Source organism: Gilvimarinus algae, from assembly GCF_030518215.1.
GTDB lineage: Bacteria > Pseudomonadota > Gammaproteobacteria > Pseudomonadales > Cellvibrionaceae > Gilvimarinus > Gilvimarinus algae.
Genome location: NZ_JAULRT010000062.1, coordinates 57,840 through 73,096, shown reverse-complemented (window position 1 = coordinate 73,096; position 15,257 = coordinate 57,840). Strand labels below are relative to the sequence as shown.

Genomic DNA, 15,257 nt, shown 5'->3' with positions numbered 1-15,257 from the left:
GCCCCGCGCCTGGCAGTGAAAGTTACAATGCGCGTAGAAACAGATGCAAAACTTACACAGCGCGGCAGCGGCCCTCAAAGTGCCTGTAAATCGCTGAGAGACACGGGCTTGAGCAACCCGGATTCAATACCCGCCGCAAAGGCACGCTCGCCATCCAAAGGCTCGCCACTGAGCACCACAACCCGCGTGGCCGGGCTCAGTGTGTGGCATTGCTCGGCTAGCGCATAACCATTGATGTCCGGCAAGTTAAGGTCCGTCAGCACCAGCGACGGCTGAGCCTGCTCAATAGTGTGCAAGGCAGACTGACCATCGGCAGCGGTGGTGACTTGCCAATTCAGCATTTCCAACAAGCTGGCGGTCGCATTAAGCGCATCGGGATCATCATCCACTACCAGAATGCTCTTGGCTGCCCCGGCCTCCTCACTGTCACCGGCGCTGTCAGTCAAATAGCGGGCCAGAGCGACATGCAACCGATTCTGGTCCACAGGCTTGCTCAGATAAGCGGTAAAACCCGATTCGAGGCACTTGTTCATATCGCCTTTCATGTGCGCAGCCGTGAGGGCGATAAGCGGCTGGGCAAAGCCTTGGGCCCGCAGAGCCTGGGCCGCCTCGTGTCCGTCCATCACGGGCATATGAATATCCATGAGCACGATATCAAACGGTTTTTGCTCAGGGTTATCCATGGTGAGTAGGCGCAGCGCCTCCTCGCCGTTGCGGGCGTAGGAAACCTCGAGGCCCGCCTGTTGGACGAAATGCCCGATCAGCATACGAATATCGCGCAGGTCGTCCACCACCAGTACCCGCCCGTTCAGCTGGGGCACGGTGGCTTTCGCAGTTCTGTTCACGTCAAATTCCATGGAGAACACCCGGCGCTCGACCTCGGCCAAATCCCCCACGTCAATCGAAAAACAGAACTGGCTGCCCTTGCCTGGTTCGCTGTGTACGGCAATATCCCCGCCCAGGCGGTTGACCAACTGGCGGCTGATGGCGAGTCCGAGCCCCGTGCCGGCGCGTGGCTCCGAGTAGGAATCACTTGATTGCACAAAGGGCTGGAAAATTGTCTCCAGAGACTCCTGGCGAATGCCGATACCGGAATCGCTCACCGTAAACTGCAGCTGAGGACGTCCACCGACCGACACCTCTTCCACCTTGAGGCTCACTTCTCCGCGTTCAGTAAACTTGATGGCATTGCCCAACAGGTTCAACAACACCTGACGCAGGCGGGTGGGGTCGGTAAAGATCTTGCGCGGCAAGGGTTCGGGGGCATCCAGACGCAGCCTCAGGCTTTTATCAATGGCGGCGCCGTGCATCAGAAAATAAACGTCCGTCAAGAAAGACGATAAAAACACCGGCTGAATTTCCAGCTCCAGCTTACCCGCCTCAATTTTTGACAAGTCGAGAATGTCGTTGAGCAGGCCGAGCAGGTGCTTACCGTTGCGATGTACCACCCGCAAATGCGCAAGGGATTCCACGTCTTTATTGGTGTTAATCATCAATTCGGTAAAGCCGAGAATGGCTGACAGCGGTGTGCGCAGCTCATGACTTAAATGGGCGAGAAATTCGCTTTTAGAGCGGTTCTCGGCCTCAGCCCTGAGTCGCTCTACCCTTTCTCGCTCCATTTCACGGCGCGCCAGTGCATAGCGAATAGACCTGGCAAGCTGCTCGGCGGTAAGGCTGGCCTTGACCAAATAGTCCACTGCACCGGCCTGCAGGGCCTGCATATCCACTTCGCCCTGGTGCATACCCGTGAGCAAAATGATCGGGCCGGTATAACCGAGCTCCGGCGCCTCGCGCAAAAGCTCAATGCCGTCGCGCGCGCCGAGCTTATAGTCCATAAGACACAAGTCATGGGCATTGGTCGCAAGCTGCTGCCGGCCTTGCTCGTATGAAGACGCCCAGTCCAACACATAGGGGCCGCGCGTGATTTCATCCAGCAAGTCGCGCGCGAGGAGAAAATCGTCCTCGTCGTCGTCGACAATCAGCAGCTTTACGTCTTGCATCGTCTGTGATCGTCTATGGTAGTTCGACAAACTCAACCCAATACTTCCCCAGAGTGCGCATCAATTCCACAAGCACATCAAACGTTACAGGCTTAGTAATGTAAGATGCCGCACCCAGATCATAGCCTCGAAGCATATCCTCCTCGGCCTTGGAGGTGGTTAAAATCACCACCGGTATACGTTTTAGCACCGGATCTTTTTTAAGCTCCGCCAGAGCCTCGCGGCCGTCCATTTTCGGCATGTTGAGATCCAGCAAGATCAAACCCGGCAACGGATACTTTTCACGGTCGGCATACACACCGTCACCGCGCAGATACTCCATCAACTGCACGCCGTCTTCAGCAAAATGCAGCTCGTTCAGCACCCGGCTTTCTATCAACGCCTCTTCGGCCAACATACGATCATCGGCATCGTCGTCAGCCATTAATATAATCAGTGTTTTCTTTTCCGCATTCATTATTTATTCCTCAAAGGAGTCCATACTCGATTGTTGTAGCGGTAATCTGATCACAAACTCAGACCCTTCCCCCGGAACACTGTGAGCCTCAATCTTCCCCCCGTGACGCTCAACGATTTTTCGGCAAAGGGCGAGACCAATCCCCGTGCCGGCGTACTCATCCCTGCCGTGCAGCCGCTGAAAAAGATTAAAGACTTTTTCAACATACTGAGCCTCAAAACCAATACCATTGTCTTTAAAATACAAACAGCACCATTCGCAGTCTTCAGGGGTGTAATCCCCATCCACGGCGCAGTGCTCACCCACCTCCGCGCGCACACTGATGCGCGGGGGAACGCCTTCACGGCGAAACTTGATGCTGTTGCCAATCAAATTCATAAACACCTGCCCCAGTTGTGAGGCATCCGCATCAATCTCAGGCAGAGGCTCCACCGTAACCTCGGCACCGGCATCTTCAATCGCGTACTCAAGGTCCTCTCGCACCTTGGCAACCACGGCGTTCAAATCCACTTTTTCAAACGGTTTTTGCTGGGTGGTGACGCGGGAAAAACTCAACAGGTCGTCGATCAGATGCGACATCCGCTCGGAGGCGGCATGCATACGATCAACATAGTCGGCGCCGCGCTCGCCCAGTTCACTGCTGTATTTTTGCTGCAACCGGTCACCGAAAGCGCGAATTTTCCTTAGAGGCTCCTGCAAATCGTGGGAGGCAACAAAGGCAAACTCTTCCAGCTCGCGGTTACTGCGCTGCAACTCCTCGGAGTACTGTTGCAGTGCCAGAGTCCGCTCCTGCACCTTCTCTTCCAGCTCGTTGTTGGCTCGTTCGATGGTTTCGTACAGGCGCGACTCGCGGCGCGTATGACGAAACACCGCAATGTACACGGCGAGAGACAGTATAAGGCCTAGAGTATTGGTGGCAAGCAGCGCATTGAGGATAAACTGACGATCCTCCTGAGCACGCAAGCGGCTCTTGTAGAGGAGCATTTTTTCGTCATTTTCCATTTGCGCTATCAGCTCACTGATGTCGCGCATCAGTGCAACGCCTACGTCCGTGCGCACGACATTGACGGCCTCAGCACGACGATCCTCGTGCATCATCCTGACAGTGTCCTGCATTTCGTCGACTTTTTGCCGAATCAGGCTTTCTAAAGTGGCAAAGCGCTCGCGCTGAATGTCCAGTTCGGTAGAACTGCTCGTCAGCGCGGTTAACAGTTGATCAATGCTCGACAGAGATTGGTGATAGGGCTCCAAATACTGGCCATCTGAGGTGAGTAAATAACCGCGTTGGCCACTTTCAGCTTTGAGCAAGGCGGTGCGCAAGTCCTTAATAAGACTCATGACCTCCAAAGTGGTATTGGTGCTCTGGTTATTCTCATGCATCAAGCCAATGGAGCGATAGGCTGCCGCCATGCTGATAGAAAAAAAGACAACCACAGCCAACAAGACCAGTATCCACGGCCGGCTTGGCACACCTGTTTTACTCAACTTGCGCAAGGCGCTCACGGCGCACTCCCTTTTTGCTGCTCCTCGGCAATGGCCTCAGAGAGGGACTCCAAGGTCTCACTGCAGCGGCGACATTCTCCAAGAATTTTATCGAAGACAGCGACGGCTTTATCCACATCGCCCTGAGTCTGCAGCGTTAGCTTGCCAAGTTCAGCGTTGACCGAAATATTGTTGAGTGGATTTCTGGCATCGTGCAGCAATTTTCTCAACCGGTCTTCATCCATAGAGTTCACCTGCTATTGCTCTGCATAGCTATTGAGTCGGTTGTAAAGGGTTTTCAAGCTGATACCGAGCATCTCTGCCGCGCGCTTTTTGTCGCCGTCCAAGTGCTCAAGTGTGGTTTCAATCAGTTCGCGCTCCACGTCTTCTACCGTCTTGCCCACAGAAATTCCGGCAGAACGAGTTTCACCGGTTTTAGAGAAAGGGGAAGACAAGTCGTCTGGCAAGACCAGCAGTCGTGTATTGCGATCCGCCATGATAAAAGCGCGGTGAACGGCGTGACGCAGCTCGCGCACATTGCCTGGCCAGTCGTAGGAAGTCAGTCTATCCAAAGTGGCGGCGTCCACGCCCACTTCTGATTTGTACTGGCGGTTGAAATCAGCCAGAAAGTAATCGACCAACAGCGGTATATCTTCGCTGCGCTGACGCAGCGGCGGGATATGGATCGGGAAGACGGCTAAACGAAAGTACAGATCCTCCCGCAGACAACCTTGCTCAGCCAACTGCGTCTCAGTGCGGTTGGTGGCCGAAACAACCCGGCAGTTGACGTCAATGGCCGATGTCGCCCCCAGGCGAGTTACTTTCTGTGTTTCCAATACCCGCAGCAGGTTGGGTTGCTGGTCAATGGGCATCTCGGTGATTTCGTCGAGAAACAGGGTGCCATTGTTAGCCAGTTCGAACACGCCGGCTTTGCGCTGGGCCGCTCCGGTAAACGCGCCTTTTTCATGGCCAAACAGCTCGCTAGCGATCAGGTCGCGGGCAAAGGCGCCGCAGTTGGCCGGCACAAAGGCCCCGGCGGGCTTGCTGGCCTGGTGAATCGCGGCGGCCACCACTTCTTTACCCACCCCGCTTTCACCCATGAGCATCACGTTAGCCTGGGTACCGGCCACACGATCAATCATCTCATAGAGCTTTTGCATGGGCGCCGACTCACCCACGAGATGGCCGAAGTGCAGCCCCGGAAGGTTCTCGACGGGCTCCACCGCTACCGGCCGATCCAACAGCGATTGCAGCTGCTGCAGGTCGATGGGCTTAATCAGATAGGAAATGTTAGGGCCGTAAAGGTCTTTGACAATCGACTTAACCGATGGGTGACCCGTTACCAGCGTCACATTGGTCGCAGCGCGAGCTTCGAGCTCATCCAGCACATGAAGGCCACTGCCATCGGGAAGAATCAAATCGAGGATAACATGATCAAATACGCGCCCACTGGCAACTTCTCGCGCCTGGGCAACTGACTCGGCAGTACTCACGCTGTGCCCCAACATCCCCAGCAGTTCGCTGGTCGCCTCCAGAAAAGACTGGTCATCGTCCACCAGAAGAATCTTTGCCACCTGCTATCCTCTTTCTCAATTAAAACGGGTTTTAGGGAAGCTTGACTCCAGGAGCTGCTAACTCGGCAAGCCGACCTGCAGTTTACCGGTGTTTGCGCTCCGTTATTACACCCTTGCGTGTAAATTCTGCGCTTAACCGGACTCCTGAGCTTGAAACCCCGCGGTACTGGGCGGTTTTTGATCTGGCACACCCCTTGCTGGGTGTCGAGTCTAAACCAACCATCGGAGCAGTACAATGGACCGCAACTCACCCAGTAGCAATACCCTCACCTACCTCGCCGGACTGAGCGTTGTCGACTCATCCGAGGCTGAAAATCTATCGCGTCGCAGCTTGGCAACGCCCGCCTCCAGCCAGTCTTTTTGGGGCCATTTAGCCAACCGAATTAAAAGCCTGGTCGGCCTGAAGTAACCACCTCCGCAAGGGGTTCACCCTTGCGGCAGGTACGCTCTCATTCCTATTGCCTACACGCAGCGCCTGGGCTTGACTATCGCCTGCAACCCGTCGACAACAGATTACTCTCCGTATCGAGCCGTTTGTATAGGTAACCCCATATCAATAGGCTGGACCAACGACCCGCCTTGTTGAAAAGGCTCAACCTGTCTACCCGTGTCGACAATGACTCGGGGGCTAAGCGCGGTTGATTAGTTGCTATCGGAATCGGCAAGGTAAAAATTGTTAAAAATAAACCGCCTGACGCACTACCCCTCGTCCGTATTTACAGGGGCAAAAGGCTGGTCAGGGCGATACGCCGAACAGACACGGGAAGTCTGCCGCCGGGGCTCAATCGCTGGAAGAGAAAGCCCGTTGCAAAGGCACTGGTAAGGATTCCCATAGCAACCGCATGACGGTTAACCGAGGTCTCGCCATCGTCCAGCAAGGCTTTAAACTCCGCCCCCTGAATGGCCAGCTTACGCTGCTGGACGCTGATTTTCTTTTTCAGGCTCACGCTTAAACTCCTGCACGGCTGCATCAATACTTGCTCGGGTTGCCGGAAATGACATGTTATGGCTGTGTCGACGCAGCATCCACTTCAGGGCCAGCAAAAACACGAGCTGCAAGGCAAATAACGCCACAAAGCCCACCAGAGGAACACCTGCCCACTCGTAGCACGCCCAAGCCACCATGGCGGAAAAGCTCAACCAGCACAGTAACATCGCCGGCAGGGTCAACAACCAGGCAGCCACCAAACGCGGAGTGCTCTGAATGGCCAGCAACGCCTCAAGCCGAAACAGTTCGGCAGAGGACTTTAACAGCGCGATGCTTTTTTCTCCGAGCGCAACAGCGCGGCTGAAGTCATCGCTGACTCCCGCCGCGTTAGCGTCATCACGGGCCCCGGGGGGGGCTTCGTGACGACCGGCTGCTGGATCTGCTGAAGGGTCCATGATTAATCGGCCTTGCGCGACCCACTGATCAGACGCGACACCAACCAACCCGCGGCGAAAGCCACACCGACGGTTACCAGCGGGCGCTCGCGCAACACATTCTCAGCCTTGGCACTGTACTCGCGGGCTTGCTCGCGACCCTGTTCCACTTTCAGGCGGGCGTTGGCGGCACCAGCCGAGCCGATGGAGCCTACCGCCTCATAAACGCTTGCAGAGGCGTCTTTGATTTGATCCAAAGCATCGCTTACTGACGCTTCCTGCGCTTTTCCTGAATTGGTTTTACTTGCTGTTTGACTAGCCATGTTTCACCTCATTGATTGCTTTGCATTAAAAATCGTTACAAGCTTTCGTAAGATCTAGGGTCTGCGCTTGCCGAAAATAAGCGACAGGATAAACAGCACCAGAAACACAACAAACAGAATCTGAGCTATACCTGTTGCCGCACCGGCAATTCCACCAAAACCGAAAACAGCAGCAATAAGCGCAATGATAAAAAACAAAATCGCATAACCTAACATTTCAATACTCCTTCTGTGATTACCCAACTAAGTACACTCAAAAGCCGTGCCAACTAAAAATCCCCGTTTTCTGCCCTTTTTAAGCCATTATTTGGCCGAAAAACCGACCTTACCTTGCAAGTTGTTCAATTCTGCAACCGTTTTTACACAGAGCCGGCCTGAGTCGAGCCGCCGTTCAAGACTTTCACCCAGCCGCCTACGAGATCCAGATGCGTTGCGAGAATACGGAAGCACACCAGCAGGGGAATGGCGATCAGCATCCCCACAGCGCCCCACAGCCAGCCCCAGGCGAACATCCACAGCACCACTAATAACGGATTCATGTTAAACCGCTGACCGAGCAACGTCGGTGTGACAAACTGACACTCAATAAAATTGAGTACCAAGAAGGCGCCGGGCACCAGCAGGATTTCACCAATATGGTAGAACTCAATAAAGCCCACCCCGGTGAGAATCACAGCGAGAATCATCGGGCCAACATAAGGCGCAAAATTCAAAATGGTGGCCAGTGCCCCCCACAACAGCGCATCGTCAACCCCAAGAAGCGCCATGACACCTGCGGTACAGACGCCAAGCCCGACATTGATCAGCGAAATCACCACAACGTAGCGCGATATATCGTTTTGTACGGCCTGAAACATCACTACGGTGGTTTTCTTATCGGCAAAGGACTGCTGGGCACGGACCACGTTGCGCATCAGTTCGTCACCAAACACCAAGAAAAAATAAGTAATGACGACAATGGCGCCTACCTGAATAGTGAACATGGCCGTGGTTTCGGCAAGCACTGACACCACACTTTGAAAGGTGGAGTTCACCGCTGCCTCTAGTTCGGACCCACCACCACTGGCACTTGAGCCCAGCCCTCGCTTGAGGGCGTCTAAGGGCTCAGCGACCTCCCCCATTTGTGAGCTCATCCTCTCCATTACCGTCGGCACCACCTGCAGCCAGCGCGTTGCTGGCTCAACCAAGAGCCCAAAGACGTAAGTAATGGCGGCCATTAGCGCGACGATGACAATAATGGCGCCCACGGGCTTGGGGACCTTTAGTACTTGCAACCCCCTGACGATAGGGCTGGAAAACAGCGCAATGAAACCCGCCACGCACACAGGCATCATTAAAGTCTGAGAAAAGTACAAGGTGTAGAGCACCGCGAGCACCGCTAACACCTTTAACGAAAAGGCCGCGGGTTTACTCAGGGTCCGATGAAATTGATCAACCGCAATCTGTGTGTTCATTGTTTTTCCCAGTGGTGGCATTCAGATGGCTTCCTCTAGCGATAATCGTACCAGCCGCTCAGTGTGCGCTCGGTGCTCTTTTCCCTCAACAGCGCCTAAGAAGCGGACTTACTTACAAAAAAATCTGCACATTTTTCACAATTCACGCTGTAAAAATTCGCTCATCCCGCTTGGCAACTGGGCTTGCCAGATTGGCACGCTTTGCGCATTTGACCTGACAGGTTTGAATCATTACCAACTTTTATTTATTGAAGCAAAGGAGTTGAACATGAAACGCAAAAGCATCCAGCAGGTCATTTTTCCTGTGACATCCATCGCTCTTGTAACGGCCTTTTCCATTTCCACCGCTGTGGGTGCCAATTCGCAGAGCGCCTACTCCGACAAGCAAAACGCCGAGGAGTATTGGGCCGAATTCAAACAGGACAGTGAGCAGACATGGGAAGACAGTAAAGACGCTTTCCGCGATGGCTGGGTAGAAGGCAAGCTCGAAACGGCATTGGTACTCAACGAGCACCTCAATCCGTTTGAAATTGACATCAGCGTTGACGATGACGTTGCCACCTTAAAAGGTGAAGTCGGCAGCGATATCGATAAAGAGCTGGCACAGAACGTTGCCCTGGGCATTGAAGGCATTGACGAGGTCGACAACCAGCTGACCGTCAAAGCTGATACGGATGAAATGGCGCAAGAGGATGAGGGCCGCGGGTTTTCGCAATACATGCGCGACATTTCGACTACCGCTGCCATCAAAACCGAGTTATTGGCCTCATCCAATGTCAACGGCATCGCCATTGACGTTGATACTTACAACGATGAAGTCACCTTGAGCGGCACAGTGGAAACAGACGCTCAGCGTAAACTGGCGGAAGCCATAGTTACCAAACGCGGCGACGTGGACAAAGTTGTCAACAAACTGGAAGTTAACTCTTAATTTATCGGCAAAGACCGATGGCGGGCGCTCGCGGAGCGCCGGCCTGACAACCGGAGATAAGCACATGGCACAGTCAGCATTTGTAGAGGACTTAAACTCGCGCCGAGAAGCCGCGCGTAAGCACATGATGAACGGGGCTGTCACCGAAGACTTTACCCCGGAAAAAGACACTATTATCAAACTGCTCAACGAAGCGCTGGCCACCGAATTGATCTGCGTATTACGCTACAAAGTGCATCACTACACTGCCAATGGCCGGGGCGCAAAAGTAGCCGCTGAGGAATTTTGGGAGCACGCCCAGGAAGAGCAGGAACACGCCGACCGATTGGCAGAGCGCATCGCTCAGCTCGGCGGGGTACCGGAAATGAATCCGGAGGTCATCAGTAGTCGAGCCCACAGCGACTATCACTCAGGCGGGGATACACTGGAGATGCTGAAAGAGGATCTGATCGCCGAGCGCATCGCCATCAGCAGCTACCGGGAAATGATCGCCTTTGTGGGCAATCTTGACCCTACCACCCGGCGCATTCTTGAAGACCTGTTAGCACAGGAAGAGGAGCACGCGGACGACCTGGTGGACCTGATCGAGCACATCGGCGCCTAGGCGCTCGCAATAGGTTTTAAGCCCGCGACTTTTTAATCATGTCATAGGCCACCTGAATCTCCTTGGAGCGCTCGGTGGCCGCCTTCACAGCATCCTCGGGCAAGCCCTGCCCCGCCAATTTGTCGGGGTGGTACTGGCTCATCAATTTGCGATAAGCTTTTTTTACTTCAGCATCGCTGGCACTGGAAGAGACCCCCAGAGCATCATAGGCTTGCGCAAGATCGCCGCGAGATTGTTGCCCCGAAGCGCCTCCAGCGCCCGTGCGGTAGCCACCGCTGGCAAAAGCGTTTTGCGCCTTGATCATGCGCAGCAACTGCTCAAAGGCAAAACCATTCACGCCAAGCCCCGCAGCCACCTCGCGTAGGACTCGCTCCTCGGCAGGATCAAAGTCACCGTCCACCAAAGCGAGATTGACCAGGTAGGTCAACAACATTTGAATCAAGTTATGATTGCGCCCGCACTGAGCTCGGAAGGCGTCCATGGTGGCCTGGGGCTCATAACCCTTCGCTGAACCAGCCTTAAAGAGTGCGATCGCATCGCGCCGCTGTTCCGCCGACAACCCCATTTGACTCATCAACTGCTCGGTCTGCGCCACTTCCGCTTCGCTGACCCGCCCGTCGGCCTTGGCCAGATACCCAAGGAGGGTAAAGGTCGTTTCGAAAAAGCTACGCCCCATGGCCTCACGCGCCTCGGGAGAGACCCTGCGGGTGTTGACGGCATAGCCTTTATCAAACATATGGCCGACAAAAACACCAATGACCGCGCCGACAATATTCAGCAGCAAAAAGCCCACCAGTGCGCCAATCAATTTGCCCATCATGCGTTTACCCACTCCACCGCTACAAAGCGGCTAAGCTTAACACAGGCAGCGGCAGAGCCAGCACCCAGGCAAAAGTCAACAAAACTTTACCGAATCGGCTCCCTGCAGCCCCCGGCACAACTCGATAAGCACCGGGCCTTTCCGTATAATTCCGGCACAATTGATAAGAAGTACGCCTATGACGCCAATGCCCAGAGAACTGCTCGACACCTTTTTACAGCAGCGCTTGACCAATACCGCCAGTGATTTTTGGCAAAACGCCAGAGCAGAGCTGGGCTCGGGGGTGAGCCGCAGCCGCTTTTCCGCTCTTATTGCCCTGGCCAGCCGCCATGCCAAGCGACACCCTGTCGCGCTCAGCGAAACAGAGCAGGCGCAACTGCAAGAGGCGCTGCCGGGCCTCGACATGCGCGCCTGGAACCAGCTGGAGCTTTTGCGTGTCGCACTGGTAACCGCGCGATCGGACCTCGAATCCGACGCGTTTGCGGCGGATTTTGAGGCCCAGTTCGTCTATGCCGATGAGGGGGAAACCTGCGCCCTGTATCGCGCACTGCCGTTCCTGCCCGGCCCGGAGCGCTTTGTCTGGCGCGCCGGCGAAGGATGCCGCACCAATATGCTGAATGTATTCAGCGCCATCGCCCTGGACTCGCCCTACCCGGCAGCCCATTTTGGCGATACCGCCTGGAACCAGCTGGTGATGAAGGCGCTGTTTCTGGAGCTACCACTATGGCGCATTGCCGAGCTGGACTCGCGACTCTCCGCCGAGCTTACCCGCATGGCGCTGGATTTTGCCGAAGAGCGTGAGAGCGCGGGTCGGGTGCTCAACCCCGGACTCTGGCTGTGCATGAGTCCAGCGAACAAGGAACGACTGCAACCGTTGGTAGCGCGCCACTGGGAAGACGCCGAGCCCCACCAGCGCTGCGCCATGATCATGGGCCTCGCCCGGGCCGGTGAACATACCCAGGTGCAGCACCTGGCCGAAACGGAGTCGGATATCGATGTCGCCCGTGCCATAGACGCGGCCCTGGGCGGTAACTTTGACCAACACACCTTCGCCCATCTAGTGGTAGAGGAAAACGAGAGTCAGCCATGAGATTTTTTGACCCACACATACACATGGTCAGTCGCACCACCGACGACTATCAAAATATGGCCGCCGCCGGTATTCGCGCGGTGATTGAGCCCGCCTTCTGGATGGGCCAGCCGCGCACCAATGTCGGCAGTTTTGTCGATTACTTCGCCACTCTCGTAGGCTGGGAGCGCTTTCGCGCCTCGCAGTTTGGCATCAGCCACTACTGCACCATTGGCGTGAATTCCAAAGAAGCCAACAACGAGGGCCTGGCACGCGAGGCATTGGAGTTGCTGCCACTGTTCGCCCTGAAAGAAGGCGTGGTTGCCATTGGTGAAATTGGCTATGACGAAATGACACCCGCCGAGGAGTGGGTTTATCAGCACCAACTGCAGTTTGCGGTAGATCACGACATGGTGGTCATGGTTCATACGCCCCACAGAGACAAGAAGAACGGCGTGCTGCGCTCAATTGACGTTGCCCGAGAAGTGGGCGTCCCCATGGAAAAACTGGTCATCGACCACAATAATGAAGAGACGGTGCAAAGCGTGCTGGATGCCGGCGCCTGGGCGGCTTTTACCATTTACCCCAACACCAAAATGGGCTCCGAGCGTATGGTCGAAGTGGTCCGCCAGTACGGCCCCGAGCGCATTATTGTCGACAGCTCCGCCGACTGGGGAGTGAGCGACCCACTGTCGGTACCGAAAACCGCACACCTGATGCAAGAGCGCGGCATTGACCCGTCAGCCATAGAACTGACCTGTTGGCAGAATGCGCTGGACGCCTACGCCCAGTCGGGCCAGATTGACGTGGAAGAACTGCTGAAAGAGCCGGTGATTGATCAATCGCAACGCTTCAGTGACAACTCCGTGCTGCGCGGCCAGCAACCGCGCATTGACGAGCCGGTAAAGAATTAGGACGGCACTGTGTACCAGATAGACCAAACCTTTACCATGACTCACGCCTTCCCGGTGTGCTTTGACCGGGACACACTGGCGCCCGAAAACAGCCTACTGACGGACATACTCCAGCGCGCCGGTGAAGGCCCCCACCGGGTGCTGCCGGTCATTGATCAAAATGTGCTGGAATCGCACCCCGATCTGGTGGAGCGACTACAGTTCTACGCCGAGATTCACAACGAAGTGCTGGAACTGATTGAGCCACCGCTGATTGTACGCGGCGGTGAGATCAGCAAATCCGACCCGGTCGAGGTCGATGAGTTTTATCAGCGCACCCAGACACAGAATATTGATCGTCACAGCTTTGCGCTGGTGATTGGCGGCGGCGCCGTGATAGACGCCATCGGCTATGCGGCAGCGACCGCACACCGCGGTATTCGCCTGATCCGTATGCCTACTACTGTGCTCGCGCAAAACGATGCAGGCATCGGCGTGAAAAATGCCGTGAACTATCGCGGCCGCAAAAATTACCTCGGTACCTTTGCGGCGCCGTTTGCGGTCATCAACGATTTTGACTTTTTATCGACGCTGCCCAAACGCGATCGCGTCAGCGGTATTGCCGAAGCCGTCAAGGTCTCTTTGATTCGCGACGGTGAGTTTTTCAACTGGCTGTACGACAACCGCCAGGCACTGGCCCAGTTCAGTCAGGAAGAAACCGAGCACATGATCACCCGCTGCGCTGAGCTGCATCTGGCGCACATCCGAACCAGCGGCGATCCGTTTGAGCAAGGCAGTGCCCGGCCACTGGATTTTGGCCACTGGTGCGCCCACCGGCTGGAAGAACTCTCCGCCAGCGAGCTGCGCCACGGCGAGGCCGTCGCCATTGGCATAGCGCTGGACTCTCTCTATTCGCACTTAAAGGGCATGATCGACGCCAAAACCCTGGGGCGCATTCGCGACACCCTGGAAGGCGTTGGCTTTAGGCTCACCCACCGGGCACTCGAGTCGCTGGATATTCACAAGGCGCTGGAAGATTTTCGCGAGCACCTGGGCGGCAGACTTTGCATTACCCTGCTCACCCGCGAAGGCGCGGCACAGGAAGTCAACGAAATTGACCACCAGACCATGGAGCAATGCCGCCAGCACCTGCTGGAGGGTGCATGGCCGAACTGACCTACTGCAGCAATATTCATCCTGGCGAGTCCTGGGCGGATGTGATGCACAACCTCAACAGCCACGCGCTGGATGTCAAAAGCCGCCTGCCGGGTAATACGCCCTTCCCGCTGGGATTGCGCATTGCCCATCAGGCCGTCATGGAAGCGGACAACAAGGCCATTGCCGAATTTCAGCGCTGGTGCCGCGAGCACAACGCCTACCTGCTGACCATTAACGGTTTCCCCTACGGCACGTTCCATGAAACACGGGTCAAAGAAAACGTCTATCTGCCCGACTGGCGCGAACGCGAGCGCGTTGCCTACAGCAAACGCCTGGGCGATTTAGCCGTAGCCCTGGCGCCGGACGCCAAGCGCATCTCCATCTCTACCGTACCCATCGCCTTCAAACCGGCTTTCCGCGACAGTGACTGGGCCATAGCGCTAGAGCATGTACGGGAGGTGGCCGAGCACTACCGACATATTCACGAGCAAAGCGGCATAAGGCTTGTCCTCTCCATTGAGCCAGAACCCATGTGCGTGCTCGAAACCACCGATGAGGCCATCGACTTTTTCCGGCGCCTGCAGCTGCCCGACACCTTGCGCCCTTACGTGGGCCTTTGCTTTGACTGTTGCCATCAGGCGGTTGAGTTCGAGTCGGCCGCCGACTGCCTGGCGCGCATTACCCGCGAACACATTACCATCGGCAAAGTGCAAGTCTCCAGTGCGTTAAAAGCGCAAGGCGCGGAAATACAACACTTGGCAAACTTTGACGAGCCCGTCTACCTGCATCAAGCGGTAGCGCGCGACTCGCGCAGCGGCCAGCTGCAGCGCTTTACCGATCTGGCGGACTTTACTCAGGCACTTAGCGGCGGCGCGCACTTTGATGAGTGCCGCGTGCACTTTCACATCCCGGTGTTTTGCGAGCACCTGGGCCAGGTGGGCACAACGCAGGACTTCTTGCGTGATCTGTTACCGCTGCTCGATAGCGACATACCGCTGGAGGTGGAAACCTACAGTTTCGCCGCCATACCAGAAAACCTGCGCCACGGCAGCGTGGGCGAGAATATCGCGCGCGAGCTAATGTGGGTAACAGCGCTGCTCGAGCACTAAAATTCCTTGCACACGGGGCTT

18 protein-coding genes are annotated in these 15,257 nt (G+C 55.8%); 7 read left to right on the top strand and 11 right to left on the bottom strand.

The features are described from left to right. Positions 1–74: 74 nt before the first annotated feature. The 5 genes from QWI16_RS15100 to QWI16_RS15080 are packed head-to-tail and all read right to left on the bottom strand — an operon-like array spanning position 75 to position 5,513. Positions 75–2,000, bottom strand: a complete 1,926-nt coding sequence (locus tag QWI16_RS15100) for a response regulator (protein WP_302714315.1) — start codon at positions 1,998–2,000, stop codon at positions 75–77. Between the two features lie 13 nt (positions 2,001–2,013). Beyond that, positions 2,014–2,457, bottom strand: coding sequence for a response regulator (locus QWI16_RS15095; protein ID WP_302714312.1), 444 nt, complete (start codon positions 2,455–2,457; stop codon positions 2,014–2,016). Between the two features lie 3 nt (positions 2,458–2,460). Continuing rightward, positions 2,461–3,960, bottom strand: coding sequence for a sensor histidine kinase (locus tag QWI16_RS15090; protein WP_302714310.1), 1,500 nt, complete (start codon positions 3,958–3,960; stop codon positions 2,461–2,463). Further along, positions 3,957–4,184 (bottom strand): histidine kinase, encoded by a 228-nt coding sequence (locus tag QWI16_RS15085; RefSeq protein ID WP_302714309.1) that lies wholly within the window; start codon positions 4,182–4,184, stop codon positions 3,957–3,959. The genes QWI16_RS15090 and QWI16_RS15085 overlap by 4 nt, the downstream gene beginning before the upstream one ends. Before the next feature lie 12 nt (positions 4,185–4,196). Beyond that, positions 4,197–5,513 carry a sigma-54-dependent transcriptional regulator gene (locus tag QWI16_RS15080; RefSeq protein WP_302714307.1) on the bottom strand — a complete coding sequence of 439 codons (1,317 nt, stop codon included), beginning with the start codon at positions 5,511–5,513 and terminating at the stop codon, positions 4,197–4,199. Between the two features lie 235 nt (positions 5,514–5,748). Between QWI16_RS15080 and QWI16_RS15075 the strand changes: the two genes are divergently transcribed. Then, a complete protein-coding gene (locus QWI16_RS15075; RefSeq protein WP_302714305.1) occupies positions 5,749–5,922 on the top strand; it encodes a hypothetical protein in 174 nt (57 codons plus the stop codon). A gap of 307 nt (positions 5,923–6,229) precedes the next feature. Here QWI16_RS15075 and QWI16_RS15070 read toward each other — a convergent pair whose 3' ends face one another. From QWI16_RS15070 to QWI16_RS15050, 5 genes are all read right to left on the bottom strand, one after another. Beyond that, the gene (locus tag QWI16_RS15070; RefSeq protein WP_302714303.1) at positions 6,230–6,460 is read right to left on the bottom strand and encodes a hypothetical protein; all 231 of its coding nucleotides are present in this window, start codon (positions 6,458–6,460) and stop codon (positions 6,230–6,232) included. Next, on the bottom strand, positions 6,423–6,896 hold the full coding sequence (locus QWI16_RS15065) for a hypothetical protein (RefSeq protein ID WP_302714302.1): 474 nt from the start codon (positions 6,894–6,896) through the stop codon (positions 6,423–6,425). Before QWI16_RS15065 ends, QWI16_RS15070 begins: the two co-directional genes overlap by 38 nt. A gap of 2 nt (positions 6,897–6,898) precedes the next feature. Beyond that, a complete protein-coding gene (locus QWI16_RS15060; protein WP_302714299.1) occupies positions 6,899–7,198 on the bottom strand; it encodes a hypothetical protein in 300 nt (99 codons plus the stop codon). Between the two features lie 54 nt (positions 7,199–7,252). Continuing rightward, positions 7,253–7,414 (bottom strand): DUF1328 domain-containing protein, encoded by a 162-nt coding sequence (locus QWI16_RS15055; RefSeq protein WP_302714297.1) that lies wholly within the window; start codon positions 7,412–7,414, stop codon positions 7,253–7,255. A 143-nt stretch (positions 7,415–7,557) separates the two neighbouring features. Then, complete coding sequence (locus tag QWI16_RS15050) at positions 7,558–8,652, bottom strand: AI-2E family transporter (protein WP_302714295.1); 1,095 nt, start codon at positions 8,650–8,652, stop codon at positions 7,558–7,560. Between the two features lie 268 nt (positions 8,653–8,920). On the opposite strand from QWI16_RS15050, the gene QWI16_RS15045 reads away from it, so the two are divergent. Then, positions 8,921–9,583, top strand: a complete 663-nt coding sequence (locus tag QWI16_RS15045) for a BON domain-containing protein (protein WP_302714294.1) — start codon at positions 8,921–8,923, stop codon at positions 9,581–9,583. A gap of 64 nt (positions 9,584–9,647) precedes the next feature. After that, positions 9,648–10,187, top strand: coding sequence for a ferritin-like domain-containing protein (locus QWI16_RS15040; RefSeq protein ID WP_302714292.1), 540 nt, complete (start codon positions 9,648–9,650; stop codon positions 10,185–10,187). 16 nt (positions 10,188–10,203) lie between these two features. On the opposite strand, the gene djlA is transcribed toward QWI16_RS15040, so the two are convergent. After that, a complete protein-coding gene (djlA, locus tag QWI16_RS15035; RefSeq protein WP_302714291.1) occupies positions 10,204–11,007 on the bottom strand; it encodes a co-chaperone DjlA in 804 nt (267 codons plus the stop codon). Positions 11,008–11,185: 178 nt separating this feature from the next. Between djlA and QWI16_RS15030 the strand changes: the two genes are divergently transcribed. The 4 genes from QWI16_RS15030 to eboE are packed head-to-tail and all read left to right on the top strand — an operon-like array spanning position 11,186 to position 15,236. Beyond that, positions 11,186–12,097 (top strand): EboA domain-containing protein, encoded by a 912-nt coding sequence (locus QWI16_RS15030; RefSeq protein ID WP_302714289.1) that lies wholly within the window; start codon positions 11,186–11,188, stop codon positions 12,095–12,097. Then, positions 12,094–12,990, top strand: coding sequence for a TatD family hydrolase (locus QWI16_RS15025; protein ID WP_302714288.1), 897 nt, complete (start codon positions 12,094–12,096; stop codon positions 12,988–12,990). The genes QWI16_RS15030 and QWI16_RS15025 overlap by 4 nt, the downstream gene beginning before the upstream one ends. Before the next feature lie 9 nt (positions 12,991–12,999). After that, entirely contained in the window at positions 13,000–14,145 is a 1,146-nt protein-coding gene (locus QWI16_RS15020) for a 3-dehydroquinate synthase (protein ID WP_302714287.1), read from the top strand. Continuing rightward, entirely contained in the window at positions 14,133–15,236 is a 1,104-nt protein-coding gene (gene eboE, locus QWI16_RS15015) for a metabolite traffic protein EboE (protein ID WP_302714285.1), read from the top strand. The genes QWI16_RS15020 and eboE overlap by 13 nt, the downstream gene beginning before the upstream one ends. The last annotated feature ends 21 nt before the right edge of the window (positions 15,237–15,257 follow it).

What these genes read in the sequence shown, in the direction of transcription:
- QWI16_RS15100 (WP_302714315.1), bottom strand. Translation starts at nt 2,000, where the DNA reads ATGCAAGACGTAAAGCTGCTGATTGTCGACGACGACGAGGACGATTTT.
- QWI16_RS15095 (WP_302714312.1), bottom strand. Translation starts at nt 2,457, where the DNA reads ATGAATGCGGAAAAGAAAACACTGATTATATTAATGGCTGACGACGAT.
- QWI16_RS15085 (WP_302714309.1), bottom strand. Translation starts at nt 4,184, where the DNA reads ATGGATGAAGACCGGTTGAGAAAATTGCTGCACGATGCCAGAAATCCA.
- QWI16_RS15075 (WP_302714305.1), top strand. Translation starts at nt 5,749, where the DNA reads ATGGACCGCAACTCACCCAGTAGCAATACCCTCACCTACCTCGCCGGA.
- QWI16_RS15065 (WP_302714302.1), bottom strand. Translation starts at nt 6,896, where the DNA reads ATGGACCCTTCAGCAGATCCAGCAGCCGGTCGTCACGAAGCCCCCCCC.
- QWI16_RS15060 (WP_302714299.1), bottom strand. Translation starts at nt 7,198, where the DNA reads ATGGCTAGTCAAACAGCAAGTAAAACCAATTCAGGAAAAGCGCAGGAA.
- QWI16_RS15055 (WP_302714297.1), bottom strand. Translation starts at nt 7,414, where the DNA reads ATGTTAGGTTATGCGATTTTGTTTTTTATCATTGCGCTTATTGCTGCT.
- QWI16_RS15050 (WP_302714295.1), bottom strand. Translation starts at nt 8,652, where the DNA reads ATGAACACACAGATTGCGGTTGATCAATTTCATCGGACCCTGAGTAAA.
- QWI16_RS15045 (WP_302714294.1), top strand. Translation starts at nt 8,921, where the DNA reads ATGAAACGCAAAAGCATCCAGCAGGTCATTTTTCCTGTGACATCCATC.
- QWI16_RS15040 (WP_302714292.1), top strand. Translation starts at nt 9,648, where the DNA reads ATGGCACAGTCAGCATTTGTAGAGGACTTAAACTCGCGCCGAGAAGCC.
- djlA (WP_302714291.1), bottom strand. Translation starts at nt 11,007, where the DNA reads ATGATGGGCAAATTGATTGGCGCACTGGTGGGCTTTTTGCTGCTGAAT.
- QWI16_RS15030 (WP_302714289.1), top strand. Translation starts at nt 11,186, where the DNA reads ATGACGCCAATGCCCAGAGAACTGCTCGACACCTTTTTACAGCAGCGC.
- QWI16_RS15025 (WP_302714288.1), top strand. Translation starts at nt 12,094, where the DNA reads ATGAGATTTTTTGACCCACACATACACATGGTCAGTCGCACCACCGAC.
- eboE (WP_302714285.1), top strand. Translation starts at nt 14,133, where the DNA reads ATGGCCGAACTGACCTACTGCAGCAATATTCATCCTGGCGAGTCCTGG.